This window comes from uncultured Merdimonas sp., from assembly GCF_963929015.1.
Lineage (GTDB): Bacteria > Bacillota > Clostridia > Lachnospirales > Lachnospiraceae > Merdimonas.
Genome location: NZ_CAWVHE010000019.1, coordinates 11,779 through 31,603, shown reverse-complemented (window position 1 = coordinate 31,603; position 19,825 = coordinate 11,779). Strand labels below are relative to the sequence as shown.

Here is a 19,825-nt window from a genome sequence, read left to right as displayed (position 1 = left end):
AGATCCTGTTTTCCGGCGGATTTTTTTGACCGCAGACCGTATTTTTGTTATGATGATACCAGAAAAGAAAGCAAAGGCCTGGCCGGAAGGCCGCCGACAAATGACAGGGAAAGCAGGAAAGATATGAGTTTTGTACATCTTCACGTCCACACGGAGTACAGTCTTCTGGACGGATCCAATAAAATCAAAGAATGTATCGCAAGAGTCAAAGAACTTGGCATGGACAGTGTGGCCATCACAGATCACGGCGTTATGTACGGAGTCATCGACTTTTACAAGGCGGCCAGGGCGGCCGGCATCCGTCCCATCCTCGGCTGCGAAGTCTATGTGGCGCCAGGGAGCCGGTTTGACAAAGAACCGGGAAGCGCCAGGGAAGACCGGTATTATCACCTGGTGCTCCTGGCAGAAAATAACCAGGGCTATCACAACCTGATGAAGATCGTGTCCCGGGGATTTACAGAGGGCTATTACTATAAGCCCAGGGTGGATCTGGAACTGCTGAAGGAGTACCACGAAGGGATCATCGCCCTTAGCGCCTGTCTGGCCGGAGAAGTGCAAAAGAACATCCTCCGGGGAATGTACGAGGAAGGCAGGGCGGCGGCCCTTCGGTATCAGGAGATCTTCGGCGAGGGCAATTTCTTCCTGGAACTGCAGGATCACGGCATGCCCGAGCAGCGGCTGGTCAATCAGTCCCTGCTAAGGATGTCGCAGGAGACCGGGATCGAGCTGGTTGCCACCAACGACGTCCACTACACTTATGCGGAAGATGAAAAGCCGCACGACATCCTTCTGTGCCTCCAGACCGGAAAAAAACTGGCAGATGAAGACCGGATGCGCTACGAGGGCGGCCAGTATTATATCAAATCCGAAGAAGAGATGCGGGAGCTGTTCCCTTATGCCCTGCAGGCTCTTCAGAACACCCAGCGGATCGCCGACCGGTGCCAGGTAGAGATTGAATTTGGCGTGACCAAGCTGCCAAAATATGACGTGCCGGAAGGCTACACTTCCTGGGAATATCTTAAGAAACTCTGTTATGACGGGCTGAAAAACCGGTATCCGGACGGAGGAAGCGAACTGGAAGAGAGACTTTCCTACGAACTGTCCACCATCCGCTCCATGGGATATGTGGATTATTTCCTGATCGTCTGGGACTTTATCAATTATGCCAGGATCCGGGGCATCATGGTAGGGCCGGGCAGAGGATCCGCCGCCGGCAGCATCGTATCCTACTGCCTGGGGATCACCAGTATTGATCCCATCAAATATCAGCTGCTCTTTGAGCGGTTCCTGAACCCGGAACGGGTGTCCATGCCGGATATTGACGTGGATTTCTGCTTTGAGCGCAGGCAGGAAGTCATCGACTATGTAGTGCAAAAATACGGATCCGACCGGGTGGTGCAGATCGTTACCTTCGGTACCCTGGCGGCAAAGGGTGTGATCCGGGATGTGGGACGGGTCATGGATCTGCCTTACGGATATGTGGACAGCATCGCAAAGATGGTTCCCGGAGAACTGAATATCACTCTGGACCGGGCGCTGACCATGAACCCGGAGTTGAAAAAGCTCTATCAGGAGGACGAGCAGGTCCGGGAGCTGATCGATATGTCCCGGCGGCTGGAAGGACTGCCAAGACACACCTCCATGCACGCGGCGGGCGTGGTCATCGGCCAGAAGGCCATTGATGAATTCGTCCCCCTTTCCCTGGGATCCGACGGCTCTGTCACCACCCAGTTTACCATGACCACACTGGAGGAACTGGGGCTTCTCAAGATGGATTTCCTGGGGCTTCGGACGCTGACGGTGATCCAGGACGCCCAGAAGCTGGCCTCCCTTAGCAGCGGTCGTGAGATTGACGTCAACAAGATAGACTATGACGATAAAGAAGTTCTTGCCTCCATAGGTTCCGGAAAGACAGACGGCGTATTTCAGCTGGAGAGCGCGGGCATGAAAAGCTTCATGAAGGAATTAAAGCCGCAGAGCCTGGAGGACATTATTGCGGGGATCTCCCTGTACCGGCCGGGCCCCATGGACTTCATTCCCAAATATATCAAAGGAAAGAACCATCCGGAGCTGATCACCTACGACTGCCTCCAGCTGGAGCCGATCCTTGCGCCTACCTACGGCTGTATCGTCTACCAGGAGCAGGTCATGCAGATCGTCCGGGATCTGGCCGGGTATACCCTGGGCCGAAGCGACCTTCTGCGAAGGGCCATGTCCAAGAAAAAAGGCGATGTCATGCAGAAAGAACGGCAGAACTTTGTCTATGGCAATCCTGAGGAGAACGTGCCCGGCTGTATCGCCAACGGGATCGATGAAAAGACCGCCAACCAGATCTATGACGAGATGATCGACTTTGCCAAATATGCTTTTAACAAATCCCACGCTGCGGCCTATGCGGTGGTAGCCTACCAGACCGCCTGGCTGAAGTATTATTACCCGGTGGAATTTATGGCGGCCCTGATGACTTCTGTCATCGACAACTCCGGCAAAGTGTCAGAATACATTTACACCTGCCGCCAGATGGGCATCGAGATCCTGCCTCCGGACATCAATAAAGGGGTGGGCAACTTCTCTGTAGATGAGGGAAGGATCCGCTACGGCCTGGCGGCCATCAAGAGCATCGGCCGGCCGGTGATCAGAGCCATCATCGAGGAGAGAGGGGCAAGGGGAGAATACAAGAATCTCAAAGACTTCATAGAGAGACTCTCCGGAAAAGAGGTCAACAAACGGACCATTGAAAGCTTCATCAAGTCCGGGGCCTTCGACAGCCTGGGAGGCACCAGAAAACAGTTTATGGTCATCTATCTCCAGATCATGGATCAGGTAAACCGGGAGCGGAAATACTCCATGACCGGGCAGATGTCCCTCTTTGACATGGTCTCTGACGACCAGAAGGCAGAGTTTGACATTCCCCTTCCCGATGTGGGGGAATACGAAAAAGAGACCAGATTTGCCTTTGAAAAGGAAGTGCTGGGCGTCTACTTAAGCGGTCATCCGCTGGAAGAATACGAGGAAAAATGGAAGAAAAACATCAGCCGTACCACCCTGGAGTTTCAGCTGGATGAGGAGACAGGCAGGGCCAGAGTCAGCGACGGCGCAAGAGAAACGGTGGGCGGCATGATCACGGGCAAGACTATCAAATACACCAAGAACAACAAGGTCATGGCCTTCCTCACCCTGGAGGATCTGGCAGGCAGTGTGGAAGTCATCGTATTTCCCAAAGATTACGAAGCTTACCAGCAATATCTGGAAGAAGACGGAAAAGTCTTTATCCGGGGAAGGGTCTCGGAAGAAGAAGACGCCCCGGCCAAACTGATCTGCGAGCGGGTGATCCCCTTTGACCAGACCAGGAAGGAACTGTGGCTCCAGTACCCGGACAAGGCGGAGTATCTGGCAAAAGAACAGGACCTGTTTGACATCCTGGCAGATTCCGAAGGAAATGATCCGGTGATCATCTACTGCAAAAAAGAAAAGGCGGTCAAACGGCTTCCGGCAGGGAGAAATGTAACGGCAGACAAGATATTGTTGAGCAGGTTGACGAATTATCTGGGCGAAGCTTGTGTAAAACTGATAGAAAAACCCATTGAAAACCACAGGTAATTACGATAAAATATTTTCGATATCGGTAGTAATTATCAGAATGAATACAATGGAGGAATTCACCATGGCACAGAAAATAATTCGGACAATCGGAGTTCTGACAAGCGGCGGCGACGCGCCCGGAATGAACGCAGCCATCCGCGCGGTAGTCAGGAGCGGATTAGGAAAAGGTTTAAAGGTCAGAGGTATTCGGAAAGGCTACCAGGGATTATTGAATGAAGAGATCATTGATCTGTCCGCCAGAGATGTATCTGACACCATCCAGCGCGGAGGCACCATCCTTCAGACCGCAAGATGCGATGAGATGCGGACCGAGGAAGGGCAGCAGATGGCGGCGGCGATCTGTAAGAAATATGGGATAGACGGGCTTGTGGTGATCGGAGGAGACGGATCCTTTGCCGGAGCGCAGAAGCTGGCGCATCTGGGCGTAAATACCGTAGGGATCCCGGGAACCATCGATCTGGACATTGCCTGTACCGAATATACCATCGGATTTGACACGGCGGTAAATACAGCGATGGAAGCCATCGACAAAGTCCGCGATACTTCCACTTCCCATGAGAGATGTTCCATCATCGAAGTAATGGGAAGAGACGCCGGATACCTCGCCCTGTGGTGCGGAATCGCCAACGGCGCAGAGAGGATCCTGATGCCGGAGGAGCACGACTATGACGAGGCCGCGATCGTAGCGGACATCCAGGAGTGCAGAAAGCGCGGCAAGAAAAACTATATCATCATTAATGCAGAAGGCATCGGCGACTCCATCAACATGGCAAAGCGGATTGAGGAAGCCACCGGCATGGAGACCAGAGCCACCATCATCGGCCACATGCAGCGCGGCGGAAGCCCCACCTGCAAGGATCGTGTGTACGCGTCCATCATGGGAGCGATGGCGGTAGACCTTCTGGTGGAAGGAAAGTCCAACCGGGTGGTAGGATACCGTCACGGAGAATATGTAGACTTTGATATTAATGAAGCGCTCAGCATGAAAAAGAGCATTCCACAGTACCAGTACGACGTGGCAAAGGCCCTGGCTCTTTAGAACAGCGCGGGCGGCGCGCCCGTAAGAGCGTCAGTCATGCAGAGTATGGAAAGGCAGAGACAGGAAACTGTACTGCCTTTCTTTGGTGAATGGCTTGAATTTCTGCGCCCGAACATTTACAATGGATAGAAAAGATTCAGGACACACCAGGACAAAGGATCAGAAGGAGACAGATAACGTGGGGAATATCGATAGAAAATACGCGCCGGTGGGAGTCTTTGACTCCGGCGTAGGGGGATTAACTGTGGCCAGGGAGATCATGCGCCAGCTCCCGGAGGAAAACGTGGTGTATTTCGGAGATACGGCAAGGGTGCCATACGGAAGCAAATCCAAAAATAATATCATCCGATTTTCCAGACAGATCATCCGGTTTTTAGAGACCAAAGGAGTGAAGGCCATCGTGATCGCCTGCAATACGGCCAGCGCCCTGGCGCTGGATACGGTCCGGCAGGAAGTGGAGATCCCGGTGATCGGCGTGATCGAGCCCGGCGCCAGAGCGGCGGTGCGGGAGACGGCGAACGGCTGCATCGGCGTGGCGGGGACAGAGGCCACCATCCGAAGCGAGACCTATACCAAAGTCATCAAACGGCTGCGCCCGGATGCGGAAGTGATCGGCAAAGCCTGCCCGTTGTTCGTTCCGCTGGTAGAAGAAGGCTTTGCCAGACATCATATCACCGAGGAAGTGATCGATATCTATCTGCGGGAAATGAAAGATACGGACATTGACACCATGATCCTTGGCTGCACCCATTATCCACTGCTCCGTTCCCGGATCATGGCATATTTTGGCGAGAACGTCCACATTGTCAATCCGGCTTATGAAACGGCCATGGATCTAAAGGAGATCCTGGGAAAAGAGGGACTTTTAAACGACTCCGGCCGTCCGGGGGAATATCAGTTTTATGTCAGCGACGCGGCGGAAAAGTTCACCGCATTTGCAGGCTCCATCCTGCCTTACGACGTGGCGGCGACCAGACAGATCAACATCGAGGAATATTAGGTGAGATTATGACAAAAGACGTACTGTTAAGCATATCAGGCCTTCATTATGATATGACGGGGATCCCGGACGAGGAAGGCGAGGAAGCCGGGGACGGCCCCATCGAGGTGATCACTCCGGCGTCCTATTATTTTAAAAATGGAAAGCATTACATTTTGTATGATGAAGTGGTAGAGGGCGTGCCCGGAACGATCAAAAACAAGATCAAGATCACAGACAGTCATATGCTGGAGATCATGAAATCCGGCCTGGCCAATACCCATATGACATTTGAAAAAGACAAGATCAATATGACCCAGTATGAAACGCCCTACGGAGAACTCCTTGTAGGGATCCACACCAGAGAGCTGAAACTGCAGGAAACGGAAGAAAGGATCGATGTGAACATTCTCTATGAGCTGGACGTCAACGGAGACAAGGTGGCCGACTGCAGCATTACCATGCAGGTGCGAAGCCATGAGGCGGTGGAGAAAAGGGACGGGGCAGAGCAGAAATTCCCCCGGCCTGACTACTTCTCCTAGGCGCGGCCGGGCAATCTCTCCCGGGCGCGGTCAGAACCGGTCGAACTCATACGGGCCCGACCGGCGGCCATATCAGGCGCGGCCCTCGAACATGGGCCACTCCTTCATAGTGAATTTTTTGCGGTATTCGCCGGGAGTCATGCCATAGGTAGACTTAAAGAGCCGGTGAAAATGGCTGGAATTTTCATAGCCGATATCCACAATGATGGCTTCAATAGGGTCCTTTGTCTCGGTCAGGAGATAGGCAGCCTGCAAAAGCCTGCGTTTCTGCAGATACTGCGTAAATGTATAAGGAAAGTACCGCTTCATCAGGCGGCTGATATAATAATCCGGCTTGCCCTGTCGATCGCAGAAATCGGCGAGGCTGGCCGTTTTATATTCTGTTTCAATATAATTCAGGGCGTCCATAACGATGGACTGCTCGTAGGATGAAGGCGAGCCCACCGTCATTTTATACGCCCGGCCCGACAGATCCAGGAGCAGCACGCCCATGGTGGCCTGAAGGATCTGGCGGCTGTTGCGCCGGCGGTTCAAAAGGATCCGGGTCATATTTTCCAGGAGATTCTTGGCTTCCGGCATATCCTGAAGATGGAAATGCAGAAAATTACATTCCGCCGTTTCGTGCCGGGACACCTGCAGGATAAAACGACGCAGCAAGGTGTCCTCCCGAAGCATGCTTAAGGGGTACTGCAAAAAAGCAGGCAGGATTAGGAAGTTCAGAGAAATGTCGTGAAAACCGGCCGCGCTGACTGCATGGGAGACGCCGGGAGGAAGAAATAAAAGCTCATTTTCTGCCAGGGTAAGCTCCGGGCCGTCGTCAATGGTGTGGGTCGAAGTACCGCTACACACATAGACCAGCTCCAGATAGTTGTGGGTGTGAGCCGGGACCGGCACAAACCGGGGCTGTTTCAGAAGGTCGATCATAATCATGGGCGTCATGACAGATTCCGCATCAAAGATCCGGCTGTCCGCGTCCTTTGTAAAATAAGAAAGCACAGGCTTCTCCCCTTTGAGAAGTTTCTCCTCCTGTGCATTTACTTTTTCCAGATACTCCAATAAATCCTTATTCAAATGTCTCACATCCCTCTTGCAAGCAGAAAACATCGGGTTATGCAATCATTATACCACACGCGCAGGGAAGGAAGCGACGCCGCAGGCGGCATTTACTTCCCAAGCAGTGGATTTCCGGTAGAATCCCCGCGCAGCGGGGCGGCCCAATACAATTGGGCCGGATTGCACTCATGTGCAATCATTATACCATATTTTTGCAGAAATCCTTGCTTTTTTTGCAGGATAGAGCGCTATTTTAGCGGTGGGAGAGAGAAAGGTGCAAAAATTAACAGGATCTTAGCAAACACCGTTCTAAATTTCCGGCTGAAGATTTTGTAGAATAATGTCAGAAAGGAGAGTGAACCGATGATCAAAGTTCCCGTTAATTTTCAGAATGCGGATGATGCGGTAGAGTTCGTAAAAATTGCCAATGAATATCCGTTCCAGATGGATCTCGCCAGCGGAAACCGCATAGTAGACGCAAAATCACTGCTGGGCACCATAGCCATCAGCCAGGCGGAAGGGCTTTCCCTTCGGATTTATTCTAACCCTTCGCCAACCACGGAGCAGCTGCTCCACGCAATGCAAAGTTATCTGTAACCCCTTTTTTATCTATAGACAGGATCCGCCGCGGGAATAATCACTTTCCCTGCGGCGGATCCTTTTTCGGGTTACGCAAAAGCAGCGTGCTTTCACACGCTGCTTTTTATAATCTAGAGATTGTGATGGAAATACAAAAATATCGGGGTAAAAAGAAACATTTTGTATTTCGATTCCAATATAACACAGAGTTTGCGCTTTGAAAATATTATTTGCATACAGATATTGGCAAAAATATTGTGCTCGGAGCACAATTTTGTTATGATTTGATAAAAAGAATGACAGGAAGCTGCAGACAGAGCAGGTTTGGCGGGAGAGGACAGGCAGGAAAGGAGAAGAAGATGGCAGTTGAATTAAAAGAGTTATACCAGGCGATCCGGCCGGAATATGAGGTGAAGATCCATACGACTTCGTGTTTTGGCAGGATGATCAGCTGGATCCATACCGTGGAAGGGAGCGAGTTGTCCACCTTTCTCTACGGTGATGAGCTGGTATTTAATTCCGGACTGAACTATACGTCGCAGGCCTGGCTATGGGAATTTTTGGAGGCGATGAACGAGGCGGGGGCCGGCGGCGTGATCATTGCCCTGCGGGAAGGAAAAACATTTCCCAAAGAGGTGATCGACTGGTGCAACGAAAAAAAGCTGCCCCTGTTTTCGGCTTCCTGGAAAACCCCGTACATTGACATCATGCGTAAATTTTCCGAGATCATCCTGAAAAATGAGCAAAGAGAGACGAACCTGATCGCAGCTTTGAAAAACGCCATATATTTTCCCGAAAATGAAGAATTGTACCTGAATTATCTGGAACGCAGCGGATTCTCCAGAGATCTTGCCTATACCGTGGTGATCCTAAGCTGCCACGCCTACGACGCCGAAGGGGGCAACCAGCTTCTGACAGGGATCCAGAAAACGCTCCGGCACAAATTGAAAAAAGCGCTGATGTACGAAGAAGAAGGAAGACTGACCATCCTGGCCGCCGGGTATCGGGGAGAGTGGATCCGAAGGGAATTCTGCGAACTGTGCCGGGAGGACCCCAATCTCTACATCGGCGCTGGATCCACCGTAAAACGGATGAAAGATATCCACCGCTCTTACGAAAGCGCATATACAGCTTATCAGCTGACCAAGACCACCATTCCCAAAAACTTCCTGTCATACGATGAACTTGGCATATACAAAATCCTCACCGACGTCAAAGAAACCGCCATCTACCCCCTGTTTGTCCGAGAAGTACTCGGCGATCTGCTGGACTACGACAAGGCCCACGGCACAGACTACACCACACTCCTGAAAGCCTATTTTGAAAACGACTGCAGCACCATATGCACCGCAAAAGCCGTGTACTGCCACAAAAACACACTGACCTACAAACTTGGCAAAATCAAAGAAATACTGGGGTACGACATACTGACAAACGAAAACCGGGTACGGATCATGGTAGCATTTTATATCATGCAGCTGCAATTGGGGACGTAGACCTTTTGCAAAGGTCTACGTCCCCAATTGACATTTGCCCTGTCCCAAATCGTCATTTACCCTGTACCCAACTCCGTTTTTTTCTGGTATGATTATGATATGAGGAACATATTTTTTGTTGAGGAGATTCCGGTTACAGTTGAATATCGCAAGGTGAAGAACGTGAATCTTTATCTGAAACCGCCGGACGGGCGGGTGTTTGTGACCGCCCCGCGGCAGGCGCCGGCCGCCGGGATCCGGGAGTTTGTGGCAGGCCGGCTGGACTGGATCCGGGCACATCAGGAGCGCATGAAAAATGCCGCCGCGAGAAGGGAAGAGGAGCCGGAGCTGACGAAAGAGCAGCGAGATCGTCTGCGGGAGAGGGTCGCGTTTTTTGCGGCAAAATGGGAGCCCCGGATGGGCGTGCACGCCTCCGCCTGGACGCTTCGCAAAATGAAGACCCGCTGGGGGAGCTGCACGGTGAATACCGGGCGGATCAGGATCAATACCCGGCTGTATTTTTACCCGGATGAGAGCCTGGAGTATATTGTCGTGCACGAGCTGTGCCACCTGCTGGAGCCAAGTCACAACCGGAGATTTCAGGAGCTGATGACCGGCTTTTTGCCGGACTGGAAGGATCGAAGAAGGAGGATGAGAAGCGAATGAACGATAACAGAAGAAAAAGAAATGCGCTTTTGGGCGCCCGTGTGATCAAAGGACTTGAGTCCCGGAATATGGAAGGATATTATGCGGAAACCAGGGAAGAGGCTCTGAAAAAGGCGCTGGAGCTGATTCCGGAGGGCAGCTCGGTCTCCTGGGGCGGCACGATGTCTGCGGGCGAGATTGGCCTCAAAGACGCGCTTTGTTCCGGCAACTATCAGGTTTATAACCGGGATGCGGCAGCCAATCCGCAGGAAAAGCGGGCGGCAGAGCTCATGGCCTACGACTGCGACGTGTATCTTGCCAGCGCAAATGCAATCACAGAAGACGGCGTAATGGTAAATATTGACGGCTACGCCAACCGGGTGTCTGCCATCGCCGCAGGTCCCCGCACTGTGTTGATGATCGTGGGAATGAACAAAGTAGTAAAGCAGGTAGAGGACGCATTCTCCAGAGCAAGAAATGAGGCGGCGCCCATCAACGCACAGCGATTTGGAATCGATACGCCCTGCGCGAAAAACGGCATGTGTTATGACTGCAAAAGCCCGGACACCATCTGCTGTCAGATCCTGCTCACACGCTTTTCCAAGATCCCCGGCCGGATCAAAGTAATCCTCGTAAATGACGAACTGGGATTCTAAAAACATCCGGAATAAAACGGGCAGCCGAAGCGGCAAATGCTTTGTGGAGTTACATTCCAGGGAGAACAGTTCCAGGGAGAACATAAGAAAAATCTGAGAATCGGGGCGGAACGCTTGACGCAAAGAAGTGTATTTGTTATAATACACAAGTGGAGTTGCCCGGTAAGAGAAATCTTACGGACAGCAGAACGGCGCAGTAGCCAAGTGGTAAGGCACAGGTCTGCAACACCTCGATTCACCGGTTCAAATCCGGTCTGCGCCTCTTCAAAGCCCTTGAAAATCAAGGGCTTTTTTTTGTGTTTTTTACATTGTCTTGCCAATTTGGGACGTAGACCTTTTGCAAAGGTCTACGTCCCAAATTGACATTTACCCTGTCCCAAATCGTCATTTACCCTGTCCCCAACCTTCTTTTTCTATTTGTCATGTATAACTCCCGTCTTTTTCTGGAACGCTATTTCTGAAAAGATCCGGAGAAGGAGTGGGAATGGTATGCAGCGAAGCCAGAAGGATGTGGAGTATGATTTTGACGGCCGGACCTCCGACAGCAGCGGGGTGCAGGGGAGCGGCGATCTGCGGGACAGCGGCGGGGTGCAGGGCCGCGCCGGTCTGCAGGGGCAGAGTGAGGCGGAGCTGACCGCCGCCATCGCCAGGGAAGAATTTGAGGTGTGGTACCAGCCACAGGTGGACATGCGGACAGGGGCTATCTTCGGCGCGGAAGCGCTGGTGCGCTGGCGGCATCCCCGGCGGGGCCTGCTCCTGCCGGCATCGTTTCTTCCGGCATTGGAGCGGCGGGGGCTGATGCCGGCGGTGGATCAGGAAGTCCTGCGGCTGGTCTGCAAAGATGCAAAAGAGGCAAAGAGAAGCGGCATTCCCTTCGGCCCGGTGTCCGTCAACCTGTCAAGGCTCCACGCCGGCCGCGGGGAAATGCGCTGCGCCGAAGAATATGCCGGCTCCCTCTGTCCGGACTTTCTGGGAGAAGACGCCGCCGACCGAAACGAACTCTTATTTGACCGAAACGAACTCTTATTTGAGCTGACGGAAACGGCCAGAGAAAAAGAAGAGGACCAGGAGATCCGACAATTTGCCCGAAAGCTGCAGGACGAGGGCTTCCGGATCGCCATGGACGATTACGGGATGGGCAGCTCAACCCTGAAAATGCTCTGTCAGATTCCCTTTGATATTCTGAAGCTGGACCGGTACTTTGTCAACCGGATCGGCGACGCCAAGAGCGAGACCATTCTAAGATCCACCATTTCCATGGCAAAGGAACTTGGTATGGAAGTCGTGGCAGAAGGCGTCGAGCGCCGGCGGCAGATCGGATTCCTCCTGGAAGCGGGGTGTCGCCTGGCCCAGGGATACTACTACGCCCGGCCCCTTCGCAAGGCCCGGTATCTTAGATACCGCCAGGAAGACAGGCATCTCCCGGAGGTCAGGAAATGAGGAGATTATACCAGAGGCTGACGCTGGTATATCTAAGCTCCGCCGCCTTATTCGTCCTGATCTTCGCAGTTAGTCTCTACCACAGGGAGAGAGAAGAAAACGGAGAATATCTCTACCAGCTTCTGCAGGCTGTGGACGGCCACCTGGAAGACGCTGCCGGGGAATACGAAGAAGAAATGGACCGCCGCTGCCAGGCCTGCACAAGTCATGCAAAAGAGGCAGCCCTCCTGCTTGCAAACGAGCCGGAGCTTCCAGACCTTGCAGCCCTTGAGAGCCTTCGCGGGCTGATGAACACAGGGGCTGTCTCACTGATCGACGCCAAAGGGAAGGTGATACTTACCACCGAGGACCGTCTGCAGGGAACCAGAGAAGACCCGCAAGTCATGGAAGAACTCCTGGCCGCACAAATCACGGAAAACGCAGAAGCCACGGAAAACGCAGAAGCCACGGAAAACGTAGAAACCACAGAAAACGCAGAAGCCACGGGAAATGCAGAAGCAGGCGGAGCCATAGTGCGTGTGGACACCCCGGACTTCTGGGACCGGCCGGACTACCTGTATGCGGTGGCGCCTGCAAAAGACCGGCGGTTTACCGGCGTGCGGGTGGATGAAGATCTGGAGCGACTTCCCCTGACCAGCGGCGCACAGAGAGTTCGGGAGACGTTAAAAAAAGCCACCACAGACTACAGCACCAGCATCCTGGCGGCAGGCAAAGCAAGAGGCCTGATCATAGGGATTACCGAAAACAACCGGCAGGAAATAAAGATCGAAGGGGTCAGGGAAGGAAAGGAAATGGTGGAATTTATGTCCGGCCTCCCGAAAGGAAAGCCGGTGGTGCTCAAGATCAACGGCACCTGGCAAAGCGTGGTGGTCAGAGAGCGGCAGGATATGTACCTGGCTGCGTTCACAGCCATGGATCAGATCGCAGAAAATGCAGGCGCCACACTGGTGCTTAGCCTGGCCTCTGCGGTGCTCATCAGCATCCTGACCATTCTGATGATACGCTTTTTTGTCCGGAAATATCTCTTCGACCATTTCCTGCAGATCCAGGAGGGCATCTGCCGCGTCCTGAAAGGAGAGCGGATCCTCCCGGAAGACGACAGCGAGATCCCGGAGTTAAGGCCTCTGGTGGAAACAATCCTTAGGCTGGAACAGGACTATGTGGCAAAAGCCGAAGGAATGCACAAGATCCAGGGAGAATTAAGTGCAGCCAGAAATGAGGCGGAATATGACAGCCTGACCGGATTGTACAACCGAAAAGGCTTTCAGCGCAGGGCAAAAGCATTTCTGGAGCAAAAAGAAAAAAGAGGCGCGCTTTTACTGTTCGACCTGGATAATTTCAAACAGGTCAACGACAGGGAAGGCCATCCGGCAGGCGACCGGCTGCTGGCCGGGTTCGCCCGGTGTTTAAGGGAAACCTTCCGAAGAGAGGATGTGATCGGCCGTCTGGGCGGGGATGAATTTGTGGCGTTGATACAAAGCCCGGTGTCTGCAGGAACACTGGAAGAGAAATTCCGGACTCTTTCCGGGAAGCTTCGTGCGTCCTTTCCGGAAAGCAGTAAGAAATACCGGCTCTGCGTCAGCGCGGGAGCGGTGCTGGCAGACGGATCCGTCCGGGATTATGAAGAACTGTACGCCTGCGCGGACACTGCGCTCTATATCGCCAAATATCAGGGAAAGGGGCGCCTCTATCTCAACGAAAAAAAGATCCGCTGCATGAGGCGGGAATGTATCGGCTGTCGGGCAGACTGTCCGAGAAGCCGGATCCTGAACGGAGAAGGAAGGTGAAGAACCATGGATCCGACCACTGTAAGATCCAAAGAAAAAGAAAAGGAACCGGTCTGCGTGATCATACCGGCATTTCGTCCGGAGCCGGACCTGCCGGAAAGGATCCGGGCAGTCATCCGGGCGACCCCCTGCCAGATGCTTCTGGTGGACGACGGCTCTGGCCCGCAGTATCGGATGGCCTTTGACCGGGCAGAGGATCTGCCGGGCTGCCAGGTGCTGCGCCACAGAAAGAACCGGGGAAAAGGAAGGGCCCTTAAGACAGCCTTTGCCTTTTTGCAAAAACAGATCCTGGAGGTGGAAGAACCGGACGGCTCATTACCCCGTAAGCGGACGCGGATCCTCTGTATGGACTGTGACGGTCAGCATCTGGTTGCAGACGGCGTAAATCTTCTAAATGCGGCAGAAAAATATCCCGGCAGCCTTATCCTTGGCGCGCGGGACTTTACCGGCAGACAGACGCCCCTAAGATCCCGGCTGGGCAACCGGATCATATCCCGGATCTTTTATCACGCGGCCGGGATCTGGCTCCCGGATACGCAGACCGGCCTGCGCGCCTTTGACAATAGCCTTCTTCCCCTTATGCTCCGGACGCCGGGAGAAGGCTACGCCTACGAGATGGAGGTCCTTATTGCCTGTGTAAGAGAAGGCGTCCCGGTGCGGAGCCGGAACATTTCTACGATATATATCAATGCAAATGCAGGATCCCATTTCCACCCGGTAAGGGACAGCCTGCAGGTGCTGGCTGTCTGCGCCCGGAGGTCCCGGAGATGCCGGAAATGTTCCGGAAGAAGCAGAAAAAGAAACGAGGAGAAGAAGCGATGACTTTTGGAGAAAAGAAAAAAAGAAACATCGTATTTCTTGCCTCCATCACAGCCTCGGGCGTCTATCTCTTCTGGAGGATCTTTTTCACCCTGCCCTGGCAGGAAGGGCCGGCGTCCGCCGCCGGGGGCGTGGCCCTTGTCCTGGCCGAGGCCGTAACCACATTCGGAACCATGGAACTGATGATCAGCAGAATGCGGGCAGACGTCCGGGAACTTCCGTTTCCGGAGAACATCCGGCCAGAAGCATATCCGGATGTGGACGTATTGATCGCCACCCACAACGAACCGCCGGAACTTTTATACAAGACCGTCAATGCCTGTACATTTCTGGAATATCCCGATCCGGCCAAAGTCCACCTGTACGTCTGCGACGACGGCGGCAGGGACAGCGTAAAAAAGATGGCGGAACATCTGGGAGCCGGGTATATCGGCATGAAGGAAAATACCCGGGCAAAATCCGGCAACTATAACCATGCGCTCAAACAGACGACCTCGCCTTTGATCGCAACCTTTGACGCAGACATGATCCCCCGCCGGACCTTTCTTTTGCGGACCGTGCCTTATTTCCTTGTACCGGACCAGAAGCTGGGACTCTTGCAGACGCCCCAGAGCTTTTACAACCAGGATCTGTTCCAATTCAATCTGTACGCGGAGAAAGGGATCCCCAATGAGCAGGATTTCTTTTCCCGGGAGATCAATCTGTTAAGAAATGCCACCAATACCGCGGCTTATACCGGCAGCAATACCATTCTCCTGCGCGCGGCGTTAGAAGAGATTGGCGGATTTCCCTACGGGACGGTGACAGAGGATTTTGAGACCAGCCTAAGACTTCAGAAGGCAGGGTACCGCACCTATGCGACTGGCGAAGTGCTGGCCGCGGGTCTTTCCACAACCACGGTGGAGAGTATGATCCTGCAGCGGATCCGCTGGGCCAGAGGCGTGATCCAGAGCATTCAGAATACCAACGCCATTTTCACCAGGAAGCTCTCCCTGGCAGCCCGGATCTCTTACCTCAATGCCTGGCTGTACTGGTGGTCTTTTCTGTGCCGGCTGATCTTTCTGCTGGCGCCGGTTTTGTTCGCCCTGTTCGACGTACAACTGGTGGAGTGCGGGTTTTGGGAGCTCTTATGTTTCTGGCTGCCATCCCACCTTCTGTCCCGGCTGGCCATGGGGTACTTAAGCACCAACATCCGAAATGCCAGGTGGAGCCACATCATCGATACGATCCTGGCGCCATATCTGGCTGCGCCGGTGCTGCTGGAATCCCTGGGGATCCACAGGCGGCAGTTTCAGGTGACCGAGAAAAAGAAGCGGCGGGAAAATACGGCTTCCTTCCGCTGGCTGATCCCGCACGGCTTCCTGCTCCTGCTGACTGTGGCGGCTCTGATCCGTTTTGCCCGCGGGAAATATGGCATGGCACTTGTATACAGCAGCGTGATCCTCTACTGGCTGGGTTACAATCTGACCCTGCTTTTGTATGCTGCATTTTTCATGATGGGACGGGAATCCAGACGGATCTCTGACCGGATTGCGGCAGAAGAACCGGCCGGGATCCGGTTTGCTGACCGGACGCTGGAAGCAGTGACAGAAGACGTGTCCGAGGAGGGGATCGCCCTGCGCCTTAATGCGGCTGCTCCATCGGGAGAAGCCGCGCCGTTGCCGGGAGAAGCCGCGCCATCGCCGGGAGAAGCCGCGCCATCGCCGGGAGAAGCCGCGCCGGAAAAAGGCGAGAGGTTCACAGTCACGGTGACCACCGGACACTACCGGGCAGAGTTGCGCGCGACTCTGGTCTATGCGGGGAAGGAGAAACTTACGGCAACCGTGGAGGCGGTCGATGAAACCAGTTATCGCAACTGGCTGCAGATCATTCACGACCGGGCCCACTCTCTGCCAAGAGAACTGGATCCGTGGATGACCATTTACGATGAGATCCGGGACAATGTGCGGGCGCGCAGGAAAGTGCGGACAGGAAGCCGGTAAATAGCCGGGGGCGAAAAGCCGGGGCCAGAAAGTGCAGGCAGGAAGCCGGTAAAAAGCCTGGTCAGGAAAGCTGCAAGACAGGAGGGATGAAAGATGGCGGGAACAGGCTTGGTGTGTTCTCTGTGGGGATGCTTTTACTTCTTATACAGGATCTGCCGGATCCCGTTCTGGTTTGTGCCGGTGACCGGCATGGCAGGGATCAGTCTTGTGCTTTTTGTGGGAGCTCTGGTCGGGAAACTTTCCTTCTTTGCAGATCTTCTGCTGGTGGCAGGGCTTGCGGGAGCCGGATATTTTGTAAGGCAGCTTTTTGGCCAAAACGTCCGGTTCCGGCCGCTTAGGCCGGAAGAATGGTGCATGGCTGCCGGAATGGCGGGATTTGCATTCCTTACGCTGCAGATGTCGCTGACCCATTACGATAACTTTTCTCACTGGGCGCTGGTGGTAAAAGACCTGCTTCTGACCGGGGAGCTGCCGGGGGCGGATACGAGCCTGATCCCCTTTCGGGATTATCCACCGGGGACCAGCGTATTTATTTTCTATATCTGCCGATATTTGGGCCATTCCCAGGGGATGATGCTGCTGGCTCAGAACAGCGTGCTTCTGGCCTGCTTTTTCGCCTTATTCGGGATTGTAGAAGAACGACGCAGATTTTTGCTTTATTCCTTTCTGGGAATGGGATGCGCCATGCTCTCGTATCTGAATCTTACCATCCGCATCAACAACCTGCTGGTAGACTTCCTGCTTCCTCTGCTGGCCCTTGCTTCTATCGCATATTCCTGCCGGGAGCGGGAAAATGTCCGACTCTTTGCTGTACAGATCCTGTTGCTTGGATTTACCGGGATTGTAAAAGGAACCGGGATCTTTTTTGCCGGGGCAGCCGGGATCTGCGGGATCTGGCGGATGCTCCGGAATACAAAACATGGTTCCGGCGGCCGGGATCCGGGAGGGAAAGTGGCCCGCAGATCCTGGCTGGCAGCAGCGGCGGCAACCATGGTGATCGGCGGGGCGTCTCCATTTCTTCTGTGGCAGGATCATGTGCGGACAGATCTTGCCGGGTTTGAGGGAAAATTTCAGATCACTGCTTCCCTCGGGAAAGAAACGACGCCCCAGGGAGATTTGCCGGAGGAAACGCTGCGCCGGCAGATTGGGCGCAGCTTCCTGGAAGCAGCCGTCGATCCGCAGGATAGGGCATTTCAGACTTTTGTGCTGTGCACCGCGCTGGTGGTTCCGGCGGCCTTATATTTCAGAGTACGAAAGAAAAGCTGGAACCTTCTGCAGGTATATTTCCTGGGGATCCTGTTGCTGGCGGTCTATTACGGCGGCCTCCTGTATCTGTATCTTTACGCCATGCCAGAAGAAGAGGCCGTGCGACTGGCGGGATTTTCCAGGTACGCCTGCAGCGGGATGACGCTCTTTGCAGGAATGCTGATTTTGTGCGGGGAAAAAGAAATCGAGGGTTCCTTCGCAGTAGACATTGACGAGAGAGGGCCGTACCGGGCCTACTCCTCGCCCGCAGCCAAGCGCCGGTATCAGTCTGCGGTTCTTGTCACCTTTCTTCTGGGGATCAATTTTCTGTATTCTGAGTTCAACGGGCTGCTGGCGATCCGGGAGGAATACCCGGATTCTCTGCCGGGGCGGGCGGCGGCGCTGGCGGGAGACGCCTGGCCAAAAGACGGAAAGCCAGACCCCAGACAGTATCTGGTGCTGGCTTCTGATGAAGAGGGGCAGGTGTCAGATGGAGAAGTGTGCTATGTCTTTCGGTATTTCTTGTGGGCGGAGCAGGTGGAGGCGATGGACATCCGGAATGAAACCGCCTGGAAAGCGAAGCTGGAAGCAATGAAGAAAGAGGCCGCGGAAGGATTCGGGGAAGAGGCCGGGGAAGAGACAGGGGAAGGGATCGTTATAATCCGGCTTCCGCCCGCGGACGCGCAGGGAAACGCACTCTAAGTTTTCTTAGCATTTTTTCGTGCATTCCGATCATAAGCGCCAGGATCGCCAGCAGATAAAACGGCAGAAGGGCGGCGCTGATGTGATTGGCCAGGTATCCGAACACTGGCGGCATCAGGCAGCTGCCCACATAGGCGGAGGCCATCTGCACGCCGATCATGGCCTGTGATCTGTCCGCGCCAAAATGAGCCGGTGTGGAGTGGATGATGGACGGGTAAATGGGGGCGCAGCCAAGACCGGCCAGGATCAGGCCCAGAAGAGGCGCTTCTGTGCCAAGCGGCAGGAGCATACACAAAATGCCGGCTGCGATGCCCCACTGTCCCAGACGGATCATCCGGGTGTCGCTGAAGCGAAGGGTCAGGAATCCACTAAGGGCCCGGCCTGCCGTGATCCCTACATAAAAGAGACTGGCAAATCCGGCGGCCTCCTCCGTGGACAGCCCCCGGCGCAGCACCAGATAACTGCTGGCCCACAGCCCTGCGGTCTGCTCCAGCGCGCAGTAGCAGAAAAACGTAACGATTACTTCCTTTGCTCCCGGAATACGGAAAATATCCGGAAGAGAGAGCGCGCGGTAGCCGGCGTTGCAGTGGTCGTCACCGCCGGCGCTACCGTGGGCGCTATTGTCAGCGCTATTGTCAGCGCCATTGTTGGCGCTGCCGGTTGTACAGGCAGCAGGAGCCATCCTTGCAGCCTTTGTCCAGAGGGGCAGACTGATAAAAAGAACCGCAGTCAGAGCGACCTGTAAAAAAGCGATATACCGGTATCCGCTGCCCCAGCTCTGCCCGCCGGTCAGCGCATATCCCATAATATAAGGTCCGGCCGAAGCACCAACGCCCCACATACAGTGCAGCCAGCTCATGTGGCGGCTTGCGTAGTGAAGAGCCACATAATTATTAAGAGAAGCATCCACACTGCCGGCGCCCAGCCCATAAGGAACCGCCCACAGGCACAGCGCCAGAAACGAAGGGCTGGCCGAGAAGCCAAACAACGCCACCGCAGTCAACAACACACTGACAGCAGTCACCCATCCGGGGCCAAAACGCTTCGTCAGCCGATCACTCTGCAGACTCGAAAAAATCGTTCCACAGGAAATAATCATAGAAACAATTCCGGCATAAGACACCGGAACCCCAAACTCCGGATACATCGCCGGCCAGGCCGATCCCAGCAGCGAATCCGGAAGCCCAAGACTAATAAAAGCCAGATAAATAATTCCCAATAACAAATGAAACATCCTGTCATCCTCCAAAGCACAAATCCATGTCAAAATCATGTCACA

At 54.1% G+C, this 19,825-nt stretch carries 15 protein-coding genes and 1 tRNA gene; 14 read left to right on the top strand and 2 right to left on the bottom strand.

All coding sequences use genetic code 11. The features are described from left to right. The first annotated feature begins 123 nt into the window (after positions 1-123). The 4 genes from ABGT54_RS12455 to ABGT54_RS12440 all read left to right on the top strand — a co-directional run bounded on the left by ABGT54_RS12455 (position 124) and on the right by ABGT54_RS12440 (position 6,163). Positions 124-3,600 (top strand): DNA polymerase III subunit alpha, encoded by a 3,477-nt coding sequence (locus ABGT54_RS12455; protein WP_346664369.1) that lies wholly within the window; start codon positions 124-126, stop codon positions 3,598-3,600. A gap of 64 nt (positions 3,601-3,664) precedes the next feature. After that, entirely contained in the window at positions 3,665-4,642 is a 978-nt protein-coding gene (gene pfkA / locus ABGT54_RS12450) for a 6-phosphofructokinase (RefSeq protein WP_346664368.1), read from the top strand. A 178-nt stretch (positions 4,643-4,820) separates the two neighbouring features. Further along, positions 4,821-5,642 (top strand): glutamate racemase, encoded by an 822-nt coding sequence (gene murI, locus ABGT54_RS12445; RefSeq protein ID WP_346664367.1) that lies wholly within the window; start codon positions 4,821-4,823, stop codon positions 5,640-5,642. 8 nt (positions 5,643-5,650) lie between these two features. Continuing rightward, the gene (locus ABGT54_RS12440) at positions 5,651-6,163 is read left to right on the top strand and encodes a DUF1934 domain-containing protein (protein ID WP_346664366.1); all 513 of its coding nucleotides are present in this window, start codon (positions 5,651-5,653) and stop codon (positions 6,161-6,163) included. Positions 6,164-6,235: 72 nt separating this feature from the next. On the opposite strand, the gene ABGT54_RS12435 is transcribed toward ABGT54_RS12440, so the two are convergent. Beyond that, positions 6,236-7,234, bottom strand: a complete 999-nt coding sequence (locus ABGT54_RS12435; protein WP_346664365.1) for an AraC family transcriptional regulator — start codon at positions 7,232-7,234, stop codon at positions 6,236-6,238. Between the two features lie 345 nt (positions 7,235-7,579). Here ABGT54_RS12435 and ABGT54_RS12430 point away from each other — a divergent pair, with 345 nt between their 5' ends. The 10 genes from ABGT54_RS12430 (at position 7,580) to ABGT54_RS12385 (ending at position 18,546) form a co-directional block, all read left to right on the top strand. Next, positions 7,580-7,813 carry an HPr family phosphocarrier protein gene (locus tag ABGT54_RS12430; protein WP_346664364.1) on the top strand — a complete coding sequence of 78 codons (234 nt, stop codon included), beginning with the start codon at positions 7,580-7,582 and terminating at the stop codon, positions 7,811-7,813. 341 nt (positions 7,814-8,154) lie between these two features. Further along, entirely contained in the window at positions 8,155-9,291 is a 1,137-nt protein-coding gene (locus tag ABGT54_RS12425; RefSeq protein ID WP_346664363.1) for a PucR family transcriptional regulator ligand-binding domain-containing protein, read from the top strand. A gap of 162 nt (positions 9,292-9,453) precedes the next feature. Further along, on the top strand, positions 9,454-9,936 hold the full coding sequence (locus ABGT54_RS12420; RefSeq protein ID WP_346664362.1) for a SprT family zinc-dependent metalloprotease: 483 nt from the start codon (positions 9,454-9,456) through the stop codon (positions 9,934-9,936). Then, the gene (locus ABGT54_RS12415) at positions 9,933-10,571 is read left to right on the top strand and encodes a lactate utilization protein (RefSeq protein WP_346664361.1); all 639 of its coding nucleotides are present in this window, start codon (positions 9,933-9,935) and stop codon (positions 10,569-10,571) included. The genes ABGT54_RS12420 and ABGT54_RS12415 overlap by 4 nt, the downstream gene beginning before the upstream one ends. Before the next feature lie 190 nt (positions 10,572-10,761). Next, positions 10,762-10,833 (top strand) — tRNA-Cys (locus tag ABGT54_RS12410). A 227-nt stretch (positions 10,834-11,060) separates the two neighbouring features. Continuing rightward, positions 11,061-12,011 (top strand): EAL domain-containing protein, encoded by a 951-nt coding sequence (locus ABGT54_RS12405; RefSeq protein ID WP_346664360.1) that lies wholly within the window; start codon positions 11,061-11,063, stop codon positions 12,009-12,011. Then, positions 12,008-13,798, top strand: coding sequence for a GGDEF domain-containing protein (locus ABGT54_RS12400; protein WP_346664359.1), 1,791 nt, complete (start codon positions 12,008-12,010; stop codon positions 13,796-13,798). Before ABGT54_RS12405 ends, ABGT54_RS12400 begins: the two co-directional genes overlap by 4 nt. A 6-nt stretch (positions 13,799-13,804) precedes the next feature. Then, entirely contained in the window at positions 13,805-14,620 is an 816-nt protein-coding gene (locus ABGT54_RS12395) for a glycosyltransferase family 2 protein (protein WP_346664358.1), read from the top strand. Next, positions 14,575-16,599 carry a glycosyltransferase gene (locus ABGT54_RS12390; RefSeq protein ID WP_346664357.1) on the top strand — a complete coding sequence of 675 codons (2,025 nt, stop codon included), beginning with the start codon at positions 14,575-14,577 and terminating at the stop codon, positions 16,597-16,599. Before ABGT54_RS12395 ends, ABGT54_RS12390 begins: the two co-directional genes overlap by 46 nt. A gap of 93 nt (positions 16,600-16,692) precedes the next feature. Then, the gene (locus ABGT54_RS12385) at positions 16,693-18,546 is read left to right on the top strand and encodes a hypothetical protein (RefSeq protein WP_346664356.1); all 1,854 of its coding nucleotides are present in this window, start codon (positions 16,693-16,695) and stop codon (positions 18,544-18,546) included. On the opposite strand, the gene ABGT54_RS12380 is transcribed toward ABGT54_RS12385, so the two are convergent. Further along, on the bottom strand, positions 18,500-19,780 hold the full coding sequence (locus tag ABGT54_RS12380) for an MFS transporter (RefSeq protein WP_346664355.1): 1,281 nt from the start codon (positions 19,778-19,780) through the stop codon (positions 18,500-18,502). The genes ABGT54_RS12385 and ABGT54_RS12380 overlap by 47 nt on opposite strands. Positions 19,781-19,825: the final 45 nt, after the last annotated feature.

Bases quoted from the DNA above. Each gene is read 5' to 3' on its own strand.
- ABGT54_RS12455 (WP_346664369.1), top strand. From the start codon at position 124: ATGAGTTTTGTACATCTTCACGTCCACACGGAGTACAGTCTTCTGGAC.
- ABGT54_RS12395 (WP_346664358.1), top strand. From the start codon at position 13,805: ATGGATCCGACCACTGTAAGATCCAAAGAAAAAGAAAAGGAACCGGTC.
- ABGT54_RS12405 (WP_346664360.1), top strand. From the start codon at position 11,061: ATGCAGCGAAGCCAGAAGGATGTGGAGTATGATTTTGACGGCCGGACC.
- ABGT54_RS12415 (WP_346664361.1), top strand. From the start codon at position 9,933: ATGAACGATAACAGAAGAAAAAGAAATGCGCTTTTGGGCGCCCGTGTG.
- ABGT54_RS12380 (WP_346664355.1), bottom strand. From the start codon at position 19,780: ATGTTTCATTTGTTATTGGGAATTATTTATCTGGCTTTTATTAGTCTT.
- pfkA (WP_346664368.1), top strand. From the start codon at position 3,665: ATGGCACAGAAAATAATTCGGACAATCGGAGTTCTGACAAGCGGCGGC.
- ABGT54_RS12400 (WP_346664359.1), top strand. From the start codon at position 12,008: ATGAGGAGATTATACCAGAGGCTGACGCTGGTATATCTAAGCTCCGCC.
- ABGT54_RS12425 (WP_346664363.1), top strand. From the start codon at position 8,155: ATGGCAGTTGAATTAAAAGAGTTATACCAGGCGATCCGGCCGGAATAT.
- ABGT54_RS12385 (WP_346664356.1), top strand. From the start codon at position 16,693: ATGGCGGGAACAGGCTTGGTGTGTTCTCTGTGGGGATGCTTTTACTTC.
- ABGT54_RS12440 (WP_346664366.1), top strand. From the start codon at position 5,651: ATGACAAAAGACGTACTGTTAAGCATATCAGGCCTTCATTATGATATG.
- ABGT54_RS12390 (WP_346664357.1), top strand. From the start codon at position 14,575: ATGTTCCGGAAGAAGCAGAAAAAGAAACGAGGAGAAGAAGCGATGACT.
- ABGT54_RS12430 (WP_346664364.1), top strand. From the start codon at position 7,580: ATGATCAAAGTTCCCGTTAATTTTCAGAATGCGGATGATGCGGTAGAG.